Below are 18359 nucleotides of genomic sequence, written 5' to 3'. Positions count from 1 at the left end.
TTCACCGAGCCTCTCGCCGCGTGAGCCGAGTCAACGCTGGGCGCGCAGGGGCCGGTAGAGGATCAGCGCCACCAGAAGCGCTCCCACGAGGACGACAAGCGACCCGAACAACGTGGTGCCGCCGAGATCACCGAATCGGGACAACACCGCAATCGACCCGGCGCCCATCGCGGAGCCGCTGAATCGCACCAGATTGAAGATTCCCAGGCCCGAGCCGCTCTGACCGGCCCGTGTCTGGGTGGCGCCGGTTGACGCCGGCGTCTGGACCATGGCGATCCCGACACCGTTGACGACCAGCACCGCGACCGTCAACCAGTGATTCGCCGAACCGATAGCGAGAACGGCAGCGAGCATCGCAACCGACACAGTGAGCAGCCCCAGTCCCGAGACCAGCGTCCTGGTGAGCCCCCACTTCGTGATCACCCTGGGGATGCTCGACGCCACAACCGCCATGGTCACGGGGAGGGCGAGAAGAACAAGGCCCGCCTGCGTCGTACTCATCCCCCGCATCGACGTCAGGTACAGCGGGATCAGTACCAGGATGGATCCGATCGTGAACATCTGTGAGTAGCCGGCAACGCTGTTCAGCACATAACGTGGCTCGCCCATGAGATGAATCGGCACGAACGGGTGGTCAGTGCGCCGCGACCACCAGACCGAGAAGCCGACCAGGACCATTCCAGCGCCCACCAGAACACCATGGACTGGCCACGGGACGGACGGGCTTGACAGCATGAGGATCGAAAGGATCAGAGCCCCGGCGCCCAGGGTGAAAGTAGTCGCCCCGGGCAGGTCCAGTTTGAGCGGCGAACCGAGATGCCGCGGGACGAACGCGATCGTTGCGATGAACCCGATCAGGCACATCGGGGCTAGGCTTCCCAGCGCCCATCGCCACGTGAGCCACCCGTCGATGAGGCCGCCCGCGCTCGGACCGATCGCCTGGCCCAGTCCGTTGACGGTCGCCCACGCACTGATCGCGACGGCGCGGTGATGTGCACCGAACATCCAGGAGATGAGGGCCATGATCACTGGGGCGAACGACGCCGCTGCCAACCCAGCCAACGCACGCCAGGCTACGAGGGCCTGAAGGTTCGGAGCGAGCGCCGCACCAACCGAGCAGATGGCAGTGCCGATGAGTGCCAGGCAGTAGACCAGTCGGAGTCCGTATCGCTCGCCGAACCAACCGAACAGTGGCATCGACACGGCAAAGGTGAGCATGAAGCCGACGATCACGAAGATCCCGCTCGACAGTGGCGCATCGAACTCGAGGAGAATGCTGTGCAGTGGGACATTGAGGAAGTTGTTGCTCAAGGTCCCCACGAACGTGCCGATGAGCACCGCGACGAGGCCCAGACGGCCACCTCGGCGGAATCTCGTCGTCTCGCCCGGCAGCACCGAAAGCGTAGTGCTCACCCGTTACCCCCGGTCTCTTCGCCTCACACGCCCGGGCGGAAGCCCGAGCGGCCCCTCTCTACCGCACGCACGCTGGGGCCCTTCATTTATAGTCGAGTTAGCCCGCCCTTACCCGGGTCACACTGCCCTGGATTTCTGGTTAATCACCGGGCAGGGTGCACAGGAAGGGGCGGGCGGACTCTCATCGAGGTCGAGGGTGGCTAGAAGATGAGGATGGCGATGGTTGTGGACAGGGTCAGGCCGGCCATCACGGGGACGAAGCACTTTCGTGCCAGGTCGACCGCTGAGGTCCGGGTGACGCCGGCGACCGCGACCAGTGACGACCACGCCACGAGGGTTCCGCCACCGGCCCAGATGTTGCCCATCTGACCGATCGCTGCGAGCGTGGCCGGATCCATGCCGACCGCGGGCGCCAAACCGCCGGCCAGGGAACCGGTGAGCGGGAGCCCCGAGAAACCCGACCCGTCCAGCCCGGCGACCAGACCGATCAGCAGCACACTGAACCCGGCGAAAAACGCGTTCTCGGGGATCCCGGACTGGGCCGCGGTGACCATGTCGAACAGCAGAGTCGGGGCGGTCTCACCCTCCCCCAGACCGAGGATCCGTCCGGCGAACTCGCCGTTGCCCAGGAAGAAGAACCCGGCGATCGGGATCACGATGCCCATCGCACGGAAGGCGAACACGAGACCCTCGATGATGTGCTCGGCGCACGTCTCGAAGAATCCCGCCTTCGTGGTGTCGGTGGCGCAGATCAGGTACGTCATGATCACCGCGATACCCCCGACTATCGCCGCCGCGTCGCCACCCTCGAGATCGGGCACAGCCGTGAACTTGGCGATCAGCAGGTAACCGATGAACGCGGTATAGGCCAGCGGCACCAGGACCGCGAACGCCCGCGCCTTCCTCGAACTGGGCGCCTGCTCGATGACGTCCTCACGGTAGGCGATCGCCTGATCGGGCCCTGGCTCGCTGTCCGTCAAGGTCATCACCGTCGACCCGCTGACCGGATCCTGAGCCGTCGCCGCCACAACCGGCTGCGGCTGCGGCTGCGGCTGCGGCCGAGAGACAGCTCGACCCACGAACGCACTCAACGCCTTGGCCCGCATCCGACTCTCCGACGGGACCTTCGACCGCCCCGATCCGCCACCCAGCGGCAGATCAACACCCCGCTCCCACGCATCCAACAACTCAGGCGAAGGACGACGGAATGACCGACGACTGGTGAAATACGTGATCACCATGGCCGTGATCCCCACGATCAGCGACATCACCATCGCCTTGTCAGCAACCTCATCAACACCCACACCCGCCGCGGTCGCCGACAACCCCGGCGCCACCTTGATGATGTAGTCCGACGACAACGCCATCCCCTGACCCGCCAGAGCGATGATGACACCCGCGGTCAACGGCGGCAGACCCGACCGGATCGCCACCGGGATCAGCACGGCCCCCACCAGCGGCACCGCAGGAGTAGGCCAGAAGAACAGCGAGATCACATAGGTCACCACCGCAATGACGAGGAAACTCGACGTCGGCCCCTTGATCACCCGACGGAACGGCTTGATCATCAACGTGTCAGCACCGATGGCCTTCATCGCCCCGAGCATCGCCGTGATGAAGGCGATCACCAGGAAGATGTTGAACAACTCCCCGGCCGCCACGAGACTGCCCAGGAAGATAGACGCCAGACCGGCGAGAGGATCCATCGTGTACACCGTGGCGGTCACCAGCGTCGCCACCACAGCCGGCACCACAATGTTCTTACGCGCCATCATCGTCACGAGAATGACAACAATCCCGATGAGATAACACCAATGCGCGGCAGTAATCTGAATATCCATACCTAGCGCCTTCTTGTTGGTCGAACGCTGAAGAGTTGGTGCTCACGGAAAGTGATGCCACAATGCTCTCCGGATGTGACCGCCCTCACAACGGATACTATGCACAGTGCGAGACGCAGCCGCTGTGAACAATGACCCCGGTTGGCCGCAGGCAGCGTCCCTCGTCCAGTTCCGATTGGGCTCTAGTTGCTGCGGGGACGCGTGCTGATCCGGTTGGAGGGGACCCGCACATCGATCAACGAGTCACCGCCGGACTTCCGGGCGAGCCATGCGGGTCCTACTAGGTGCGCGAATAGCGCTCGTGCAGGGCGTAAGCCTGCTGTAGGAGCTGCTCGAGCTCCCAGAGTTCGCCCGGACCTCCGAAGTACTTGGGCACGACGGACCAGAGTCTGCTCTCGTTCTCGACGATGCGGTTCCAGAGCCGCTCGCGCTCCTCGATCTCGTCGCAGAACCTGGTGTCGAGGTAAGACTGGCTGCTGCGGCGGAGGTCGCCGACGATGGTCAGGGCCCTCCGCAAGACCGAACGAGAGGTAGACCAGCCGGTCCAGTAGGCCGTCGATGAGGAAGTACAGCTGGCGCAGGCCGAGCAGGGAGAACACAGTGGCAGTGAAGACGATGAAGACGTTCCGTGTGAGCCCGAAGATCGCCGGGATCGAGTCCAGGGCGAACAGCAGGTCGGTCCCACCGATGGCCACCATCACCAGCAGCATCGGCGTCATGACCTTCTTGCCATTTTCTACGGTGAACAGCTTGTCACCGTCGTAGTGGTCGGTGGCCGGGATGACCTTCTTGGCGAGACGCACCGTGATGTTGTCGGGGTCGTCCGACTCGTCACCGGGGGTCAGCAGCCGGCCGGCGGTGACGACGAGGAACAGACCGAATATGTAGAACAGGAAAGCGAAGTTGTCGAGTAGAGCTGCGCCGATGACGATGAACCCGGTTCGGGCGACGATCGCGAAGGTGATGCCGAACAACAGAACTTTCTGCTGGTCGGCTCGGGGCACCTTGAAGCTCGACATGATGATCAAGAACACGAACAGGTTGTCCACCGACAACGCCTTCTCGGTTACGTACCCGGCGAAGTACTCCACACCCATCTGGTGTCCGCCGAAGGTCCACACCGTGATCCCGAACATGATCGCGACACCCACGTAGATCGAGAACCAGATCGCAGCCTCGCGTAGCGTCGGGATGTGCGCCTGGCGCACATGGAAGAAGTAGTCGAACGCCAGCAGCGCCACAATGAGGGCAATCGTCACGCCCCACACGAGCGGGATGGCACCCATGGCGGATTCCACGAGTCCTCCTCAGGTGATCGGGGTTTCGGCTATCCGACGGCCACGGCGGCGGGTTCCTCGTTGCTGCGTCCGAGTTTCTGGGCCAGGACAGCGCAGACGATCAGCTGGGCCTGGTGGTAGATCATGAGCGGCAGGACGATCATCCCGAGCGAGCCGCCAGTGAAGAGCACCGCGGCCATCGGCAGCCCGGCCGCGAGACTCTTGTTGGAGCCGCAGAACAACACGACCACGCGGTCGGGCTGGGAGAAACGCAACGCCTTGCCGTAGAGGAATGCGGTGCCGAGCGCGAACGCGAGCAACACCAGACAGATCGCGGCTGTGATCACCAGCTGGGACGGGGCCGTGGAACTCCAGATCCCCTCGACCATTCCGGCGCTGAACGCACCGTAGACGACGAGGAGAATGGCCCCCCGGTCAACGACCTTCGACACGATCGGCCGCGCCGAGAACCACTGCGACAGCCACCGACGGGCCACCTGTCCGAGAAGAAACGGGACCAGGATCTGCAGGACGATGGAGAAGATCGCACCGCCCCCGACCGAGGACGAGCCTGATGACGCCATCAGGAGAATCACCAGCAACGGGGTCACGAAGACCCCCAGCACGCTCGAGAGCGACGCCGTGACGATCGCTCCCGCGACATTGCCTTTGGCCACCGATGTGAATGCGATCGAGGACTGAACCGTCGACGGTACGAAACACAGGAACAGCAGGCCCATATACAGTTTCTCGTCGATCAGGGCAGGGCTTAACAACTGTAAAGCCATGCCCACGGCGGGGAAGAGGAGGAAGGTCATCGACACGACGGCGGCATGCAGCTTCCAGTGGGTGAGCCCCTGGAGCGCCTGTCGAGGAGAAAGCTTGACCCCGTAGACGAAGAACAGCAGCGCGATCCCGATCGTGCTCGCTACGTCCAACACCTCCGCGAACACGCCGCGTGCAGGCAGGATCACCGCGAGCGCCACCGTCGCGAGCATCGAGAGGATGAAGCCGTCGATGTAGAACCGCCGTAGGAACTTCATTGCACTCTTTTCGGATCGAAGTTAGTCCCGGACCGCCACGGTCAACTCCACCTCAACCGGCGATCCGCCGGGAAGCGACGTCACACCCACGGCGGCTCGGCTCGGTAGGGAACCGGTTCCCAACCGGTTGAGGATCTCGACCGAGGCACCGTCGGCCACTGCGGAGTGGGACGTGAAGCCTGCACCGCAGGCGATATAGACCGTCATACGCAGGCAGGTGGCGATCCGATGTAGTCCGCCCAGCTCGGCGGCCAGCGCTGCGAGCGCATTACTCGCGGCGAGGCCGGCGGCTCGCGAGGCCTCGTCGATCGTCACTTCTTCTCCCACCCGCCCGATGACGACGAGTTCGCCGTCGATGCGGGGCGTCATCCCCGCACTCATGGCGAGTGAGCCGTGGGATGTCGCCGCGACGTACTCTCCCTGCGGCGCCGGCGACTGGTCCGTGGCTTGTCGGAGGGGGTCTCCTGCAGCGGGGTTGTCACCAGCCAAGGGACACCCCCTCTTGTCGGGGGTCACAGCCCCCGGTCAGGAGACCGCGTTCGCGGTCCACGGAGATGACCTGCGCACTGCCTTCGGCGCCCCACTCGCCCTGATCCCGGACGGAGTGCCCCATCTCCCGCAATTGCCGGATCACTTCCCCTCCGAGGCGGGACTCATACCGAAGCTCCGGCTCATCGCCGACAGTGTCGGCGTCGCTGCCGGGATACACGGTGAAGCGAGGTGCGGACACCGCTTCCTGGGCGTCGAGTCCGTGGTCGAGGAGGTGCGACAAGATCTGCATGTTCCACTGCACCTGCCCGTCGCCGCCCGGGGTGTTCCCCACGTGAAGTAGCCGCCCCGCGGTGTCGGTGGCGACCCAGGCATTGAGAGTGTGCAGCGGCTTGCGGCGCGGCTTCACTTCGTTAGGGTGCCCGTCGTTCAGGTACGCCCCCCGGCCCAGGCGGTTGTTGAGGACGACGCCGGTCCCGGGGACCACAGTCTTCGCGCCGAAGGTGAACGCCAGCGAATGGATGAAGCTCACAGCGCGCCCCTCGCCGTCGACCGCGACCATGGAGGTGGTGTCGCCCTCGGATGTGACGAAAGGACGCTGCTTCGATCGCTCGTCGAGTCGGCCACGCCCCGCCCGCACCTCATCGGGCTCGAGCGTCGTGGACCAGCGATCGGTATCGCTGCCGCAGAATGCATACCGGTCCTGGAATGCCTTGCGGGCGGACCTCGCCAGACGGTCGATCGCGCCGGCGCTGAGCCAGGGCTCGAAGCCCACGGCATTGTCGCAGAGGAGGGCCTGTTGCAGCACCATCCATCCGGCAGACGGCATCGGTGTCTGGTGGATGACCGCACCGGCATACTTCGCGGAGATCGACTGCTCCGTGGTCGTCGTGACCTGTGCCGCCCACTCGTCCCCGGTGAAGGGCGCACCTCCGTCCCGGAGGTGCCTGACCGCACGGTCTGCGAACTCGCCGGCGTAGAAGTATCCCAGCGGGTCGGCAGCCGTCGCTCTGATCGTCGCCGCCAACTCCGGCTGCCCCAGGGGATCACCAACTCCGGGGACCCGAGCATCACGCAGGAAGATGTCTGCCATACCTGCATCGTCGCGGATACCACTCAGGGCGACCGTCAGGTCCCGCGCGGTCTTGGCGGAGCAAGGTAGTCCGCGCTCTGCCGCTGCGGCCGCCGGCTCCCACAGCTCGGCGAGGTCGCGACTCCCACCACGGGCAGCCATTGCGGCCATGGCCGCGACACCTCCGGGCACCGCGACCGCGAGGGCGCCGTCGAGAGGCAGCGCAGGCAGCCCGAGTTCTCGGTAGAAGCCGGCGGTCCCGCCATCAGGACCGAACCCGCTTCCGTTGACTGTCCACACCTGTCCGTCGGGTTCGCGGACAACCGCGAAGGCGTCCCCGCCGATGCCACACTGCCCCGGCAGCGTCAACCATGACATCGCTGCCATCGCCAGGGCGGCGTCGACCGCATTGCCACCGTCTTCCAACACGCGCAGGCCGGTCGCACTCACCCGGGGGTGGCTCGACGACACCATCGCCTCGCCGGCCAGCGCCGCCGGCCGTTTGGGTGCAGTCATCGACTTCCCCTTCACGCGTTCCGCATGGCTCGCCGACGCGGACCACCGTCGTCTCCGACCTCCACGCCGACGAAGATCTCACCGTCCCTCTCTTCCACCGGGTACGTCTTGATCGCGACAGTGGCCGGTGGGTAGACGGGCTCGCCCGACTCAAGGTCGAACACGCTCCCGTGGCAGGAGCAACCGATGCCGTCGTCGACGAGCTTTCCGGACGACAGTAGGCAGTCCAGGTGGGTGCAGTAGTTGGATGTCGCGTAGGCGGTTCCGTGGAGTCGGGCGACCGCCAGCTCGACATCCCCCGCGAAAAAACGGCGGACCATTCCTTCGCGGACCTGTCCGGACCGGGCAACCGAAACGAATTCCATGACTTTCCTCGCTGTCTCTGCTCGACGTGATCGAACATCGTGGGATGGGCTTCTTGTGACTCAGCTCGCGAGGTAGACGGTCTTCTCCCTGAGGTAGAAGTGCATCATCGTCTCCCCGGCCTGTTCCTTGTGTGTCTGCGTGCTCGAGGCCTTGAACCCGCCGAAGGGAGCGGTGAGAGCCATTCCCGTGGTCGGCTGGTTTACCTTGACCAAACCCGTATCGGCGCCGGCCGCGAACTCGAGGGCCCGTCCGATGTCCCGGGTCATGATTGCGCTGCTCAGCCCGTATTCGCTGCTGTTGACCGCGGCGAGCGCCTCGCCCATGGTCGAGACGCGCTGGCAGGCGAGCAGTGGCCCGAAGACCTCTTCGCACGAAATCCGCATGTCGGTTGTGACGTCACCGAAAACCTGTGGATTGACGAAATAACCGCCATCGGCGGCGACGGCATCGGTGTCGGTCAGTCGGACGGCCCCGTCATTGCTGGCCGCATCCACGTAACTGAGGAACTTCTCGAACTGCGGGCGGGAAGCGAGGGGGCCCATCGTGACGCCGTCCGCGTCCCCCCGCCCGACGACGACCTGCCGGACCCTCTCGAGGATCCGTTCCACCACGGCGTCGTAGATCGAATCGACGAGAATCGCGCGACTGGAGCCGGTGCACGCCTGGCCGGACAACCCGAAGGCGCCTTTGACGATGGTCGCCGCGGCCTCGTCCGGATCCGCGTCCTCGAGCACCACGACTGCGTTCTTCCCGCCCATCTCGAGTTGCGCACGGCGGTCGGGGCTGCCGGCGGCGTGGATCGCGCGGCCCACCGCCGTCGACCCGGTGAACGTGATCGCCGGAATTCGTGGATCCGCTGCCAGGGCGCGGCCGACCTCGGCGTCACCGTGGACGAGTGCGATCGCTGAGGCTGGCAACCCGCCTTCCAGCAGAGCCTCGACCATGCGCTGGCCCAGCAGGGGAGTGATTTCCGAGGGCTTGTAGACGACCGTGTTGCCGGCCGCGAGAGCGGGGCCGAGTTTCCTGCTGGGAATGTTCAGTGGAAAGTTCCACGGCGTGATGACTGCCACGACACCGACCGGCTCTCGTCGCGTGTACACCAGGGGCGCCGCGGGTGACGCGAAGGTATGTCCGCCGATCCTGAGCGCCTCACCCGCGTAGAACCGCAGGTTGGTCGGGGTGCGGGACGCCTCGAACGATGCCTCGGCGCTCGTCTTCCCCTCCTCACGGACCAGTTCGGACACGAGTTGGGGGACCTGTGACTCGAGAACGTCAGCCGCCCGCATCAGAACCTGGGCACGCTGCTCCGGACTGGTCGCGGCCCACTCCGCTGCCCCGTCGACAGCCGCGTCGACGGCGGCGTCGACATCGGCGGCAGATGACCGCGGAAAAGTGCCGACGACTTCGGCGTAGTCCGCGGGGTTCTCACGTTCGAAGCGTCGACCGGTGGTCGACTCGATCCACTCCGAACCGATGAAGTTCAGTCCGTCTACTCGTTCAGCTCGCGGGGTCATTGGGTTCTCCTGGGTAGAGGGAAGCTCGCCGCTCATCGGCTGGTGCGCAGTGGTGATGGTCATCGGCTCACACCATCGCTTCTTCGATCTCGTCCATCACGTCCGCGACGTCCATCAGGTCGGTGGACTCGTCCGACAGTCGCTCCACCACCGACCCGACGTCGAGTCCGACCATGACGCGAGCGCCCATGATGTCTTCGCCCCGGTCCATCGCGAAGGCTCCGACCAACGTGCTTCCGGCGAGCATGAGAGCCGAGAACTCGAGCGTCCGGGGATCCCCGCGGTAGATGATCCGGTCGACGTCCGCGGTCGTGCCCACCACCTGGATGTTGCTGTCGTACTGGTCCGACCAGAACCAGGGGGCATCGAACGCCCCCGAGGCCCGCCCCAGGATGGTGTTGGCCACCGCAGCCCCCTGACGCCCGGCGATCTCGAAGTGCTCGATCCGCCGAGTACCCCCGATCGTCGGCACCTTCCATTCCGCCACGTCCCCCGCGGTGAGAATCTCGGGCACACTCGTGCGTCCGGCGGTGTCCGCGAGTACGCCGTTACCGACAGCCAGGCCACTCTCCTCGGCGATACCGGTATTGGGGATCATCCCGATGCCGATCACCACCGCGTCACCCACGACCGTCCCGCCGTTCCCGGTGCGCACGATGACCTCGGTACCGCGATCCTCGATCGACTCGATAGGGTGACCACAACCGATGCGCACCCCGTTCCGGGTATGTAGTTCGCACACGGCATCTGCCAACTCAGCCGGGAGCACCCCGGCGAGGGGCCTCGGCCCGGCCTCGAAGACCGTGACCTCCATGCCCAACCGGCGCACGGTCGAAGCGACCTCGAGCCCGACATAACCGCCGCCCACGATCACCATGTGACCACCAGGCCGAATGGCGGATCGCAAGGAGTCCGCGTCGTCGAGGGTGCGAAGGTAGTGGACGCGGTCGGAGGGCGCGGCTCCCGGGAACCGCCGTGGGCGGCCACCGGTTGCCAGGACCACTTGCGAAGCCTCAAGCCGCCGACCGTCCGAGAGCAGCACTCGACGTGAGGTCGCATCGATCCTCACCACGGCGGTGCCCGAGACCAGCTCGACGTCCTTGTCGGTGAGCCAACGGTCATCGAACAGTGACAGTGAGTCGAGGTCCTCCTGCCCGGAGAGATACCCCTTGGACAGAGGCGGGCGCTGGTACGGCATATGGGGCTCGTCGCACACCAGCGAGATCGAACCGTCGAAGCCTCGGCGTCGCAGGGTACGGACCGCGGAGGCGGAGGCTGTACCACCGCCCACCACGACGACGTGATGACTCTCGGATATGGCGGTCATGGCGATCAACTACTTCCGTGGGGCGCCGGACGAGGTCCGACGCCGGGTCCGGGGCGCGTCTAATGGGTCTGTTTTCTCGGCTTGGCCGAGACGAAGACTGTGCCGTCGACGATCTTGGTCTGATAGGTGGGTTGGCATTCGTCCTGATCCTCGGCGTAACCGGTCTCCAGGTCGAACTTCCATTGGTGACCGGGGCAGATCACCGCCCCGTGCAGAATGGTGCCTTTGAACAGTGATCTCTCCTGATGGATGCAGATGTCGTGGAAAGCGAAGACATCCGGTCCGACCTTGAACAGAGAGACGGGTTCGCCGGCGACATCGACCAGCATCTTCTTTCTGGCGCCGAAGCTGCTGAGCTGAACGGTTGCGACCCATTCCTCGACTGGAGCGCTCACGGGTGTCCTCCGATGTGTCTGCTCGAGATGCACCCGCCGCGGCGGCCACCCTCAGGCGCCGCCGCGGCGAGCGGGACGGCCTGTCAGGCCACGGACTCCAGGTCGGGTGCGACGTAGCTCTCGTAGAGGCCCTTGGTGTACGCGAAGCGCATCTCGGCACCCCACCGCACGGCCTGCAGGCAGCGTTGCTGGAGCTCCACGGTGTCGGCGTGGTCGAGAACGATCTGGTAGCCGCGCTCACCGTGCACCTCATCCGAGGTGATGTGAAGGTCGAAGAACTCGATCTCGTCCTCGGAGAAGCCGTACGCCTCCCGCATCGGAACGATCTGCTTCTTGTAGATGCTCGGCACCTGCGACTCGAGACCCACGATCAACGCGGCTGTCGCGACGACGAAGTGCTCCCGCATAGCGATCGCATAGCACCACGACTGCAGGCCCCGTGTGATCGCGTTCATGTTCTCCGGGTCTTCGATTCGCTCGCGTGTCGTGCCGCAGGCCTCGGCGAAATGGATCAGCAGGTCCGTGTGCCGGATGTCAGCCAGTTCCTCCTCGTACATGTTCTGCAGGAGGAAGTCCTTCGCCTCGGTGTACTGCTCCGGGGTGTTCGCGTAAATGTAGGACAGGTAGTCCGCGAAGGGGCCCACGTAGTGGTAGTGGTTCTCGGCCCACCGTGCGAAATGGTGGCGCTTGAGCGTTCCCTCGGACCAGGCCTTGCTGAACGAGGCGTCCTTGGCTTCACGGCCCTTGATCGCCTCTTCGAGCGCTGCTCGGAAGTCTTCTCGGTTCATGAGCTCGGTCATGGTGTCGTACCTTTCGGGTTGTCTACGACGTCCGTTCGGATCGTCGCGTAGGGGCCGGGTGTGTGCTCACACCCGTTGTCTCAACAGGGCTCGTGTGGTGCGTTCGGTCAGACGGCGACGAAGGAACGCTCGACGACCTCGGCGAACGCCTCGATCATGGCGGCGCCGACCGCCTTGTCCTGGTCCCCGTTCCCTCCACTGATCCCGACACCGCCCACGATCTCGTCGTCGATCCTGAGCGGGAACCCGCCGACGAAGACTGCGAATTTGCCGGGGAGCATGTGACTGATCCCGAACGCCTCGTTTCCCGGGAGCGCAGGCCCGCCGGGGGCCTCGTTGAACAGATGCGTCGCACGCTCGTGGCCGGCGGCGGTGAACGCCTTCGCGATCGCGATGTCCACGCCGGTGAGCCGGGCTCCGGGAAGGCGGTGGAGAGCCACGACGTTGCCGCCGTTGTCGACCACGCAGAGGGTCTGTTTGACGCCGATCTCATCCGCCTTGCGTCGGCCCGCTTCGAGCACGGGCAATGCGTCGTCCAGTTCGATCTTGGTGACTTGCCGCATTGGGTGACCCACTTTCCTGAGCGCGGTTCTTGTTCGGAGTTGCGGTGATCCCTCGATCACTGCGACCAAGCTTCGACCAAAGAGGCCCGAGCCTCCATGGGCAGAGTGCACAGGTTTTGCGCTGGATCTGACACAACATGCATGGGCACGACATGGCATACTGCGGCCATGGCTGCACACGCGCACGCCGCGAACCACACCGAGCAGGGACGACTTCGCATTCGAGAACTGCTGGACGAACCCGTCTTCCGCGGGTGGGCGTTGCTCGGAGGAGACGACAGCTCCCTCGACGATGAGCTGCGATGGAGCATTCCTCTGACACACGCCCTCAACCGCGCGGGATCGTTGTCCGAGCTGGTCGTCTTCGCCGAAGCCCATGAGGTCGGGACTGCGCGGGCTCATATCGACGACCTCGCCAGATCCGGAGCCGCGGCGGTGATTGTCGCGGGGGCCACAAGTTCACTCTCACGTGCACCCCTACCCGTGGTCGGCGTCTCCAGGGACATCGATTTCCTGACGTTCAGCCGCCTCACCGGGGAGCGCGTCCTCAGCGAGGAAGCACACGTCCGCCGTTATGCGATGCAGGTACACGACCGGATAGCCGCGTTGTTACACAAAGGTGCCGACCTGAACAGCCTGATTCGTGAGATCTCCGCGGTGTCGGGTCTCGATGCGGCAATTCTCGACACCCGTTCGCGGGTCATCGCCCACGGCATGGGCGGGAGTCGGCAGGACAAGGCGCGGAAGATCGCCCTCCTCCAGACTCACTTCGCGGTGTCGGAACTGTTCAATCGAAACAGCCTGCGCGAAGAACGCCTGTATCTCGCGAGCCCCCACAGCACTCCAGTTCCATTGAGCCCTGTGTCGCTTGTCGCCTGGCGGATCCAGATGGGGCCGGTAGCGGAGGGATGGTTGGTGCTCATCCCGGGCGTTGACCAGCCTGCTTTCCCGAGACATGACCTCGCGCAAGCAAGAGTTCTGCTCGAACAGTCCGCGTCGATCGTCGCTACCGAACTCGTCCGTCAGCGAAGCATCGTGGAGGCGCAGGAGCGCGCTCGCGGTGATTTCATGCAGGCGCTGGTACACGGCACCTACGCGAACAAGTCCGAACTGGCCGCCCGTGCGGAGCACCACGACTTCCCCCTCGACTCGCTCTACACGGTCTTCGTGTCTCACGTGGGTTTCGGGGACTCCACCCCATCGGAGCCAGAACAGGTGGCCCGGAAGCTGTCGCGGCTACTACCCGGGGACGGTGGGCACCGCACGTTCGCCACCGTGTTGGGCGGGATCATCGTCGCCATTCGAGCCAACCCTGGGGCTCGCAATCCCGGAGGGCACGAGACTGACGTCAAGGCTGACGCCAGAGAGTTCGCCGAGGCCGCCTCGGCATTGCTTGCCACGGAACTTGGTGAGGGAGCTGCAGTCTGTTACGGATCAACCGCTCTCGAACCCCTGGCGATCCGGGAAAGCTATCGAGAGGCACGGGTGGCGTTGGAAGTTGCTCGGAGTCTCGGACTTCGTGGCGGCATCCCACATGACGGCATCCAAGCGGTCTCAGTCCTCGCGTCGATCGCGGGAACGTCGACCGGCGCACAGTTCGTTGGCCGCATGCTCGGTCCGATGCGTAACCATGAGCTGGCAGAGGAGCTCGAGAACACCTTGTCGGCGTACCTGGGCAGCGGCGGCAACATCAACGAGACGGCCCGCCGAATCCACGTGCACCGCAACACCATGCTCTCCCGAATCGAGAAGCTATCCGGCCTGCTCGGAATGGACATCCGCAAGCCTGACAACCAGTTCTCGCTCCGGCTGGCCCTCCAGCTCGATCTCCTCACCGTCGCCCAGCAGAAGATCGCTCACGAGATCGCGCCGCCGGAGTTGTACCCCGGTAGAGTGCCCTCGCGCTGATGTCACCGCCCCAGCACGTGCCCGCGGCCATCGACGATGCGATGATGCGTCAGGCTGTTGTCCCTGTAGGGATCGGGACGGCGGAAAGAGCACTGTCTTCCAGCAGGCGGGACGAGAAATCCGCCCGCTACCTCGCGGTGGTGGCGGCGATCCGGAGGTTCACCGAGCCTCTCGCCGCGTCGGGCGTAACGTCGCCTGCGTGAACGCCGCCCCTCGGTGACGACCCACCGAGCAGGACCGCACTGACGAGAGAGGCAACCATGCCGTTGACCGGCGATTACGAACCCAGCCCCAGTACCTGGGTGCGGGAGCACGTCGAGCGGTACGAGAAGAGCAACGGTGCGTCGGGCTCCGAGCTGTCGGGAATGCCGGTGGTCATCGTGACCACCGTGGGCAAGAAGTCGGGCAAGCTGCGCAAGACCCCCCTGATGCGGGTCGAACACGAGGGTTCCTACGCCGCGGTCGCCTCTCTGGGCGGCGCACCCACCCACCCGGTCTGGTACTGGAACATCAAGGCCCACCCGCACGTTGAGGTGCGGGACAAGGACCGGGTCGGTGACTTCGTGGCCCGAGAGGTGACCGGTGCGGAACGCGAACTCTGGTGGGATCGGGCGGTCGCGGTGTACCCCGACTACCGCGATTACCAGGAGAAGACCGAGCGGACGATCCCCGTCTTCGTGCTCGACCCCCGGGACTGACGTCCCTCACCACCGCACCCACCGATCCCGGTGCCCTGCCACCCCAGGAGGCCACGAATGAGCCGAACCGCCCTCGTCCTCGGATGCGGTGGGACCATCGGGGGCGCCTGGGCGATCGCGGCCATGCACGCCCTCGCCGAGCAGGTCGGGTTCGATCCCCGTGAGGCCGACGTCCTGCTGGGCACGTCCGCGGGTGCCGAGCTGGTGACCATGATCGGCGGCGGTGTCGGGATCGACGAACTGGTCGACATGCAGCGCGGACGTGCGCAGGACCCCCGGCTCCGGGAGCACATCGCGTCCACCCCGCCCGGCAGGCCGCCTCTGCCCCGGCCACCCCTGCTCAATCCCGGGCTGCTGCGCACGCACTCCGGTCTGGCCGCCTACGCCGGGATCGCCCCCAGCGGTCGTGGTGACCTGGGCTGGCTGCAGCGATTGGCCGAGGGATTCGAGGTGGGCTCCTGGTTGCCCCACCCCGCCGCCCGGATGGTCGCCTACGACATCCGCGCCGGTGAGCGGGTCGTCTTCGGCGCACCGGGTTCGCCGATCGCGACCGTCGGCGAGGCGCTGCGGGCGTCCTGGTCGACTCCCGGGTGGATGACCCCGGTCCCCATCGGCGACCGCATCTTCGTCGACGGGGGGATGGGCTCGACGGCCTCGGTGGATCTGCTGGAGCCCGGGGACGCGGACCTGGTCTACGTCATCGCGCCCATGGCCTCGGCGCCCGGCGTCCGCGTGCCCGGACCGGGCGGCCGGATCGAACACCGACTGATCCGAAAGCCGATGTCCGAGGGACTGGCCGCCGAGATCGCCGCCGTCCGCGCCCGGGGCACCACGGTCGTCCCGATCCTCCCGACTGCCGCGGACCTCGCGGGGCTGGGTGCCCACTTCATGAGCAGTACCCGCCGTGTCGCGGCGTTCGAGTACTCGATGAGGACCGCGCCGGACACCGTCCGCACGGCATTGTCCGAGGCCGGCGTGGGCGCGTGACGTCGACCCGAGCCCGTGTCAGCGGGTCGCCCGCCGCGTGACCGGTCGGGACCCGTCACCGAGGTCCGGGTCCGGGAGTCGGCGGCCGGGGTCCGCGAGACCCACGGGGTGCCCGTCCGACGACAGCCGCCGCATGGATTCGAGGAGCATGCGCCGCGCGGTCGCGTTGACCGACGAGACCCGGCTCAGGTCCAGGGTCACCTCACCGTCGCCCGGCGGGATCTCCGCGAGTCGACGCAGCACCTGTTCGGCGCTCGCGAAGGTCATGGGCCCCTGGAGGCGGAAGGTGCGTCTGCCGGTGATCTCGTCGAACCGCACCGAGCGGACGGCCTCCACCTCGGTGACCGTGGTGTTCATGAGGTGCAGCTCCAGATCGCGGGAGAGTCGCTCGAAGGTCCTCACCCCCTCGACGCTGTGGCCGTGTTCGTCGAGCCGAGGCGAGAACACCCCCAGGCCCACCTGTCCGGGCAGGGCACCGAGGATGCCGCCCGACACCCCGCTCTTCGCGGGGATCCCGACGGTGGACATCCAGTCCCCGGCCGCGTCGTACATCCCGCACGTGGTCATCACCGCCAGCACCTGTCGGGCCACCGGCGCCGAGATGACGCGCTCACGGGTGACGGGGTTGACCCCGCCGGTCGCCAGGGTCACCGCCATCACCGCCAGGTCGCGGACGGTCACCCGGTAGGCGCACTGGCGGGTGTACCCGCGGACCGCCGCGTCGGGGTCGTCGTCGATGATCCCTCCCGCCCGGACCAGATTGGCCATCGCCCGGTTCCGGAACGCCGTGCGCAGCTCGGACGTCATGACGGCCGCGTCGACCTCCAGGCGTCGGCCGGCGAACGCGGACAATCCCGCGGACAGCGCCTCGTCGCGCTCGTCCTCGTCAGCGCCGACCGGACCGACCAGGGTGTGAGTGGTGATGGCGCCGATGTTGATCATGGGGTTCCGGGGTCTGCCGCTGATCCTCTCCAGCGAGATCTGATTGAACGCGTCCCCGGACGGCTCCACGGCCACCTTCTCCAGGACCGCCTCGATCCCGCGGTCACGCAGCGCCAACGCGTAGGCGAACGGCTTGCTCATCGACTGGATGGTGAACTCGGCGTCCGCGTCACCGGCGGTGTAGACCACGCCGTCCATCGTGCAGGCGGCCACGGCGAACCGATCCGGGTCCACGGCCGCGAGTTCGGGGATGTAGTCGGCGAGGTGTCCGCCCGCGCCCGTCGCACACAGGTCGCGGATCTCTTGTAGGTAGTCAGGTACCGGCGTCTTCACGGCCTCAGGGTGTCACGCCGGCCGCGCCCGCGCGCCATGGCGGGCAATCCCGGCGCACTGACGGGCAACGCGGAGGTTAACGGCAATACAACGATTGTGTCTCACCGGTTTCGTCCGTTGTTCGCGTCACCCCACACTGGATTCACCCCCGACCAACGACGAAAGGTTGCTCATGAAGCGGACGATCGCAGTAACGGGAGCTATCGGGCTCGCAGTGTTCATGGGAGCGTGTGGCACGGACGACACGAACGGCGACGCCACCGCCACCGACGAGACCACCATGACCACTGAGATGACCACCGAGGAGACGACGGAGGAGATGACGGAGGAGCCGGCGGCGACCGGCAACATCGTCGAGACCGCGATGGCCGCGGGCGACTTCACCACCCTCACCCAGGCGCTCGAGGCCGCGGGTCTGGTGGAGACCCTCGAGGGGCCGGGCCCCTTCACGGTGTTCGCGCCCACCGATGAGGCGTTCGCGGCTCTTCCCGAAGGACAGCTCGAGGAACTCCTCGCCGATCCCACCGGTGACCTGGCCCAGATCCTGCAGTTCCACGTGATCGAGGGCGACGTCATGGCCGAGGACGTGATGGGGATGGACGGCGAGATGGTCCAGACCCTGCAGGGCGCCGAGTTCACGGTCGAGGTGGAGGGCGAGACCGTCACCCTCGTGGACGGCGCGGGCAACCGCATCACCGTCGTCCAGACCGACATCCCGGCCACCAACGGCGTCATCCACGCCATCGACGGGGTCATGATGCCCCCGGCCTGACCCGCGTCACAGGGCTTTCCGACGCGGACGCCCAGTGGTCAGAGGAACACGGTCACGCCCCGCTCGGCCCGTCACGGGTCGGGCGGGGCGTTCCCTCTTCCAC

17 protein-coding genes are annotated in these 18359 nt (G+C 66.0%); 4 read left to right on the top strand and 13 right to left on the bottom strand.

Features of this window, described 5'->3' with window-relative positions; all coding sequences use genetic code 11:
• Positions 1–30 precede the first annotated feature (30 nt).
• The 12 genes from G6026_RS11625 to G6026_RS11570 all read right to left on the bottom strand — a co-directional run bounded on the left by G6026_RS11625 (position 31) and on the right by G6026_RS11570 (position 12616).
• Positions 31–1413: an MFS transporter gene (locus G6026_RS11625; protein ID WP_182613273.1), complete on the bottom strand. Its 1383-nt coding sequence runs from the start codon at positions 1411–1413 to the stop codon at positions 31–33.
• 200 nt (positions 1414–1613) lie between these two features.
• Positions 1614–3254 carry a hypothetical protein gene (locus tag G6026_RS11620; protein ID WP_182613272.1) on the bottom strand — a complete coding sequence of 547 codons (1641 nt, stop codon included), beginning with the start codon at positions 3252–3254 and terminating at the stop codon, positions 1614–1616.
• A 182-nt stretch (positions 3255–3436) separates the two neighbouring features.
• On the bottom strand, positions 3437–4540 hold the full coding sequence (locus tag G6026_RS11615) for a TerC family protein (RefSeq protein ID WP_182613274.1): 1104 nt from the start codon (positions 4538–4540) through the stop codon (positions 3437–3439).
• A gap of 41 nt (positions 4541–4581) precedes the next feature.
• Positions 4582–5574: a bile acid:sodium symporter family protein gene (locus G6026_RS11610; protein WP_182613271.1), complete on the bottom strand. Its 993-nt coding sequence runs from the start codon at positions 5572–5574 to the stop codon at positions 4582–4584.
• A gap of 21 nt (positions 5575–5595) precedes the next feature.
• Complete coding sequence (locus tag G6026_RS11605; RefSeq protein ID WP_182613270.1) at positions 5596–6063, bottom strand: RidA family protein; 468 nt, start codon at positions 6061–6063, stop codon at positions 5596–5598.
• Positions 6053–7651, bottom strand: a complete 1599-nt coding sequence (locus tag G6026_RS11600; RefSeq protein ID WP_182613269.1) for a gamma-glutamyltransferase — start codon at positions 7649–7651, stop codon at positions 6053–6055. The genes G6026_RS11605 and G6026_RS11600 overlap by 11 nt, the downstream gene beginning before the upstream one ends.
• Before the next feature lie 11 nt (positions 7652–7662).
• Positions 7663–8016, bottom strand: a complete 354-nt coding sequence (locus G6026_RS11595) for a Rieske 2Fe-2S domain-containing protein (RefSeq protein WP_182613268.1) — start codon at positions 8014–8016, stop codon at positions 7663–7665.
• Between the two features lie 60 nt (positions 8017–8076).
• Positions 8077–9531: an aldehyde dehydrogenase family protein gene (locus tag G6026_RS11590; protein ID WP_182613267.1), complete on the bottom strand. Its 1455-nt coding sequence runs from the start codon at positions 9529–9531 to the stop codon at positions 8077–8079.
• Between the two features lie 67 nt (positions 9532–9598).
• Complete coding sequence (locus tag G6026_RS11585; RefSeq protein WP_182613266.1) at positions 9599–10858, bottom strand: FAD-dependent oxidoreductase; 1260 nt, start codon at positions 10856–10858, stop codon at positions 9599–9601.
• 59 nt (positions 10859–10917) lie between these two features.
• Entirely contained in the window at positions 10918–11253 is a 336-nt protein-coding gene (locus tag G6026_RS11580; RefSeq protein ID WP_182613265.1) for a Rieske 2Fe-2S domain-containing protein, read from the bottom strand.
• Positions 11254–11336: 83 nt separating this feature from the next.
• Positions 11337–12053 carry an iron-containing redox enzyme family protein gene (locus G6026_RS11575; RefSeq protein ID WP_182613264.1) on the bottom strand — a complete coding sequence of 239 codons (717 nt, stop codon included), beginning with the start codon at positions 12051–12053 and terminating at the stop codon, positions 11337–11339.
• Between the two features lie 107 nt (positions 12054–12160).
• Positions 12161–12616, bottom strand: coding sequence for a heme-binding protein (locus tag G6026_RS11570; RefSeq protein WP_182613263.1), 456 nt, complete (start codon positions 12614–12616; stop codon positions 12161–12163).
• 168 nt (positions 12617–12784) lie between these two features.
• Here G6026_RS11570 and G6026_RS11565 point away from each other — a divergent pair, with 168 nt between their 5' ends.
• The 3 genes from G6026_RS11565 to G6026_RS11555 all read left to right on the top strand — a co-directional run bounded on the left by G6026_RS11565 (position 12785) and on the right by G6026_RS11555 (position 16209).
• A complete protein-coding gene (locus tag G6026_RS11565; RefSeq protein ID WP_182613262.1) occupies positions 12785–14524 on the top strand; it encodes a helix-turn-helix domain-containing protein in 1740 nt (579 codons plus the stop codon).
• Between the two features lie 260 nt (positions 14525–14784).
• Positions 14785–15222 (top strand): nitroreductase family deazaflavin-dependent oxidoreductase, encoded by a 438-nt coding sequence (locus G6026_RS11560; RefSeq protein WP_107757693.1) that lies wholly within the window; start codon positions 14785–14787, stop codon positions 15220–15222.
• A 57-nt stretch (positions 15223–15279) separates the two neighbouring features.
• Positions 15280–16209 (top strand): patatin-like phospholipase family protein, encoded by a 930-nt coding sequence (locus tag G6026_RS11555; RefSeq protein ID WP_182613261.1) that lies wholly within the window; start codon positions 15280–15282, stop codon positions 16207–16209.
• A gap of 18 nt (positions 16210–16227) precedes the next feature.
• Here G6026_RS11555 and G6026_RS11550 read toward each other — a convergent pair whose 3' ends face one another.
• Positions 16228–17484 carry a glutaminase gene (locus G6026_RS11550; protein WP_182613260.1) on the bottom strand — a complete coding sequence of 419 codons (1257 nt, stop codon included), beginning with the start codon at positions 17482–17484 and terminating at the stop codon, positions 16228–16230.
• 172 nt (positions 17485–17656) lie between these two features.
• Between G6026_RS11550 and G6026_RS11545 the strand changes: the two genes are divergently transcribed.
• Positions 17657–18256, top strand: a complete 600-nt coding sequence (locus G6026_RS11545) for a fasciclin domain-containing protein (protein ID WP_182613259.1) — start codon at positions 17657–17659, stop codon at positions 18254–18256.
• The last annotated feature ends 103 nt before the right edge of the window (positions 18257–18359 follow it).

This window comes from Dietzia sp. DQ11-38-2, assembly GCF_014145055.1.
Taxonomy (GTDB): Bacteria; Actinomycetota; Actinomycetes; order Mycobacteriales; family Mycobacteriaceae; genus Dietzia.
This window is presented reverse-complemented; position numbering and strand designations above follow the sequence as displayed.

Coding starts and splice junctions, on each gene's coding strand:
- G6026_RS11585 (WP_182613266.1), bottom strand. CDS start 10,858: ATGACCGCCATATCCGAGAGTCATCACGTCGTCGTGGTGGGCGGTGGT.
- G6026_RS11620 (WP_182613272.1), bottom strand. CDS start 3,254: ATGGATATTCAGATTACTGCCGCGCATTGGTGTTATCTCATCGGGATT.
- G6026_RS11565 (WP_182613262.1), top strand. CDS start 12,785: ATGGCTGCACACGCGCACGCCGCGAACCACACCGAGCAGGGACGACTT.
- G6026_RS11595 (WP_182613268.1), bottom strand. CDS start 8,016: ATGGAATTCGTTTCGGTTGCCCGGTCCGGACAGGTCCGCGAAGGAATG.
- G6026_RS11575 (WP_182613264.1), bottom strand. CDS start 12,053: ATGACCGAGCTCATGAACCGAGAAGACTTCCGAGCAGCGCTCGAAGAG.
- G6026_RS11570 (WP_182613263.1), bottom strand. CDS start 12,616: ATGCGGCAAGTCACCAAGATCGAACTGGACGACGCATTGCCCGTGCTC.
- G6026_RS11615 (WP_182613274.1), bottom strand. CDS start 4,540: ATGGGTGCCATCCCGCTCGTGTGGGGCGTGACGATTGCCCTCATTGTG.
- G6026_RS11600 (WP_182613269.1), bottom strand. CDS start 7,651: ATGACTGCACCCAAACGGCCGGCGGCGCTGGCCGGCGAGGCGATGGTG.
- G6026_RS11555 (WP_182613261.1), top strand. CDS start 15,280: ATGAGCCGAACCGCCCTCGTCCTCGGATGCGGTGGGACCATCGGGGGC.
- G6026_RS11560 (WP_107757693.1), top strand. CDS start 14,785: ATGCCGTTGACCGGCGATTACGAACCCAGCCCCAGTACCTGGGTGCGG.
- G6026_RS11545 (WP_182613259.1), top strand. CDS start 17,657: ATGAAGCGGACGATCGCAGTAACGGGAGCTATCGGGCTCGCAGTGTTC.
- G6026_RS11610 (WP_182613271.1), bottom strand. CDS start 5,574: ATGAAGTTCCTACGGCGGTTCTACATCGACGGCTTCATCCTCTCGATG.
- G6026_RS11590 (WP_182613267.1), bottom strand. CDS start 9,531: ATGACCCCGCGAGCTGAACGAGTAGACGGACTGAACTTCATCGGTTCG.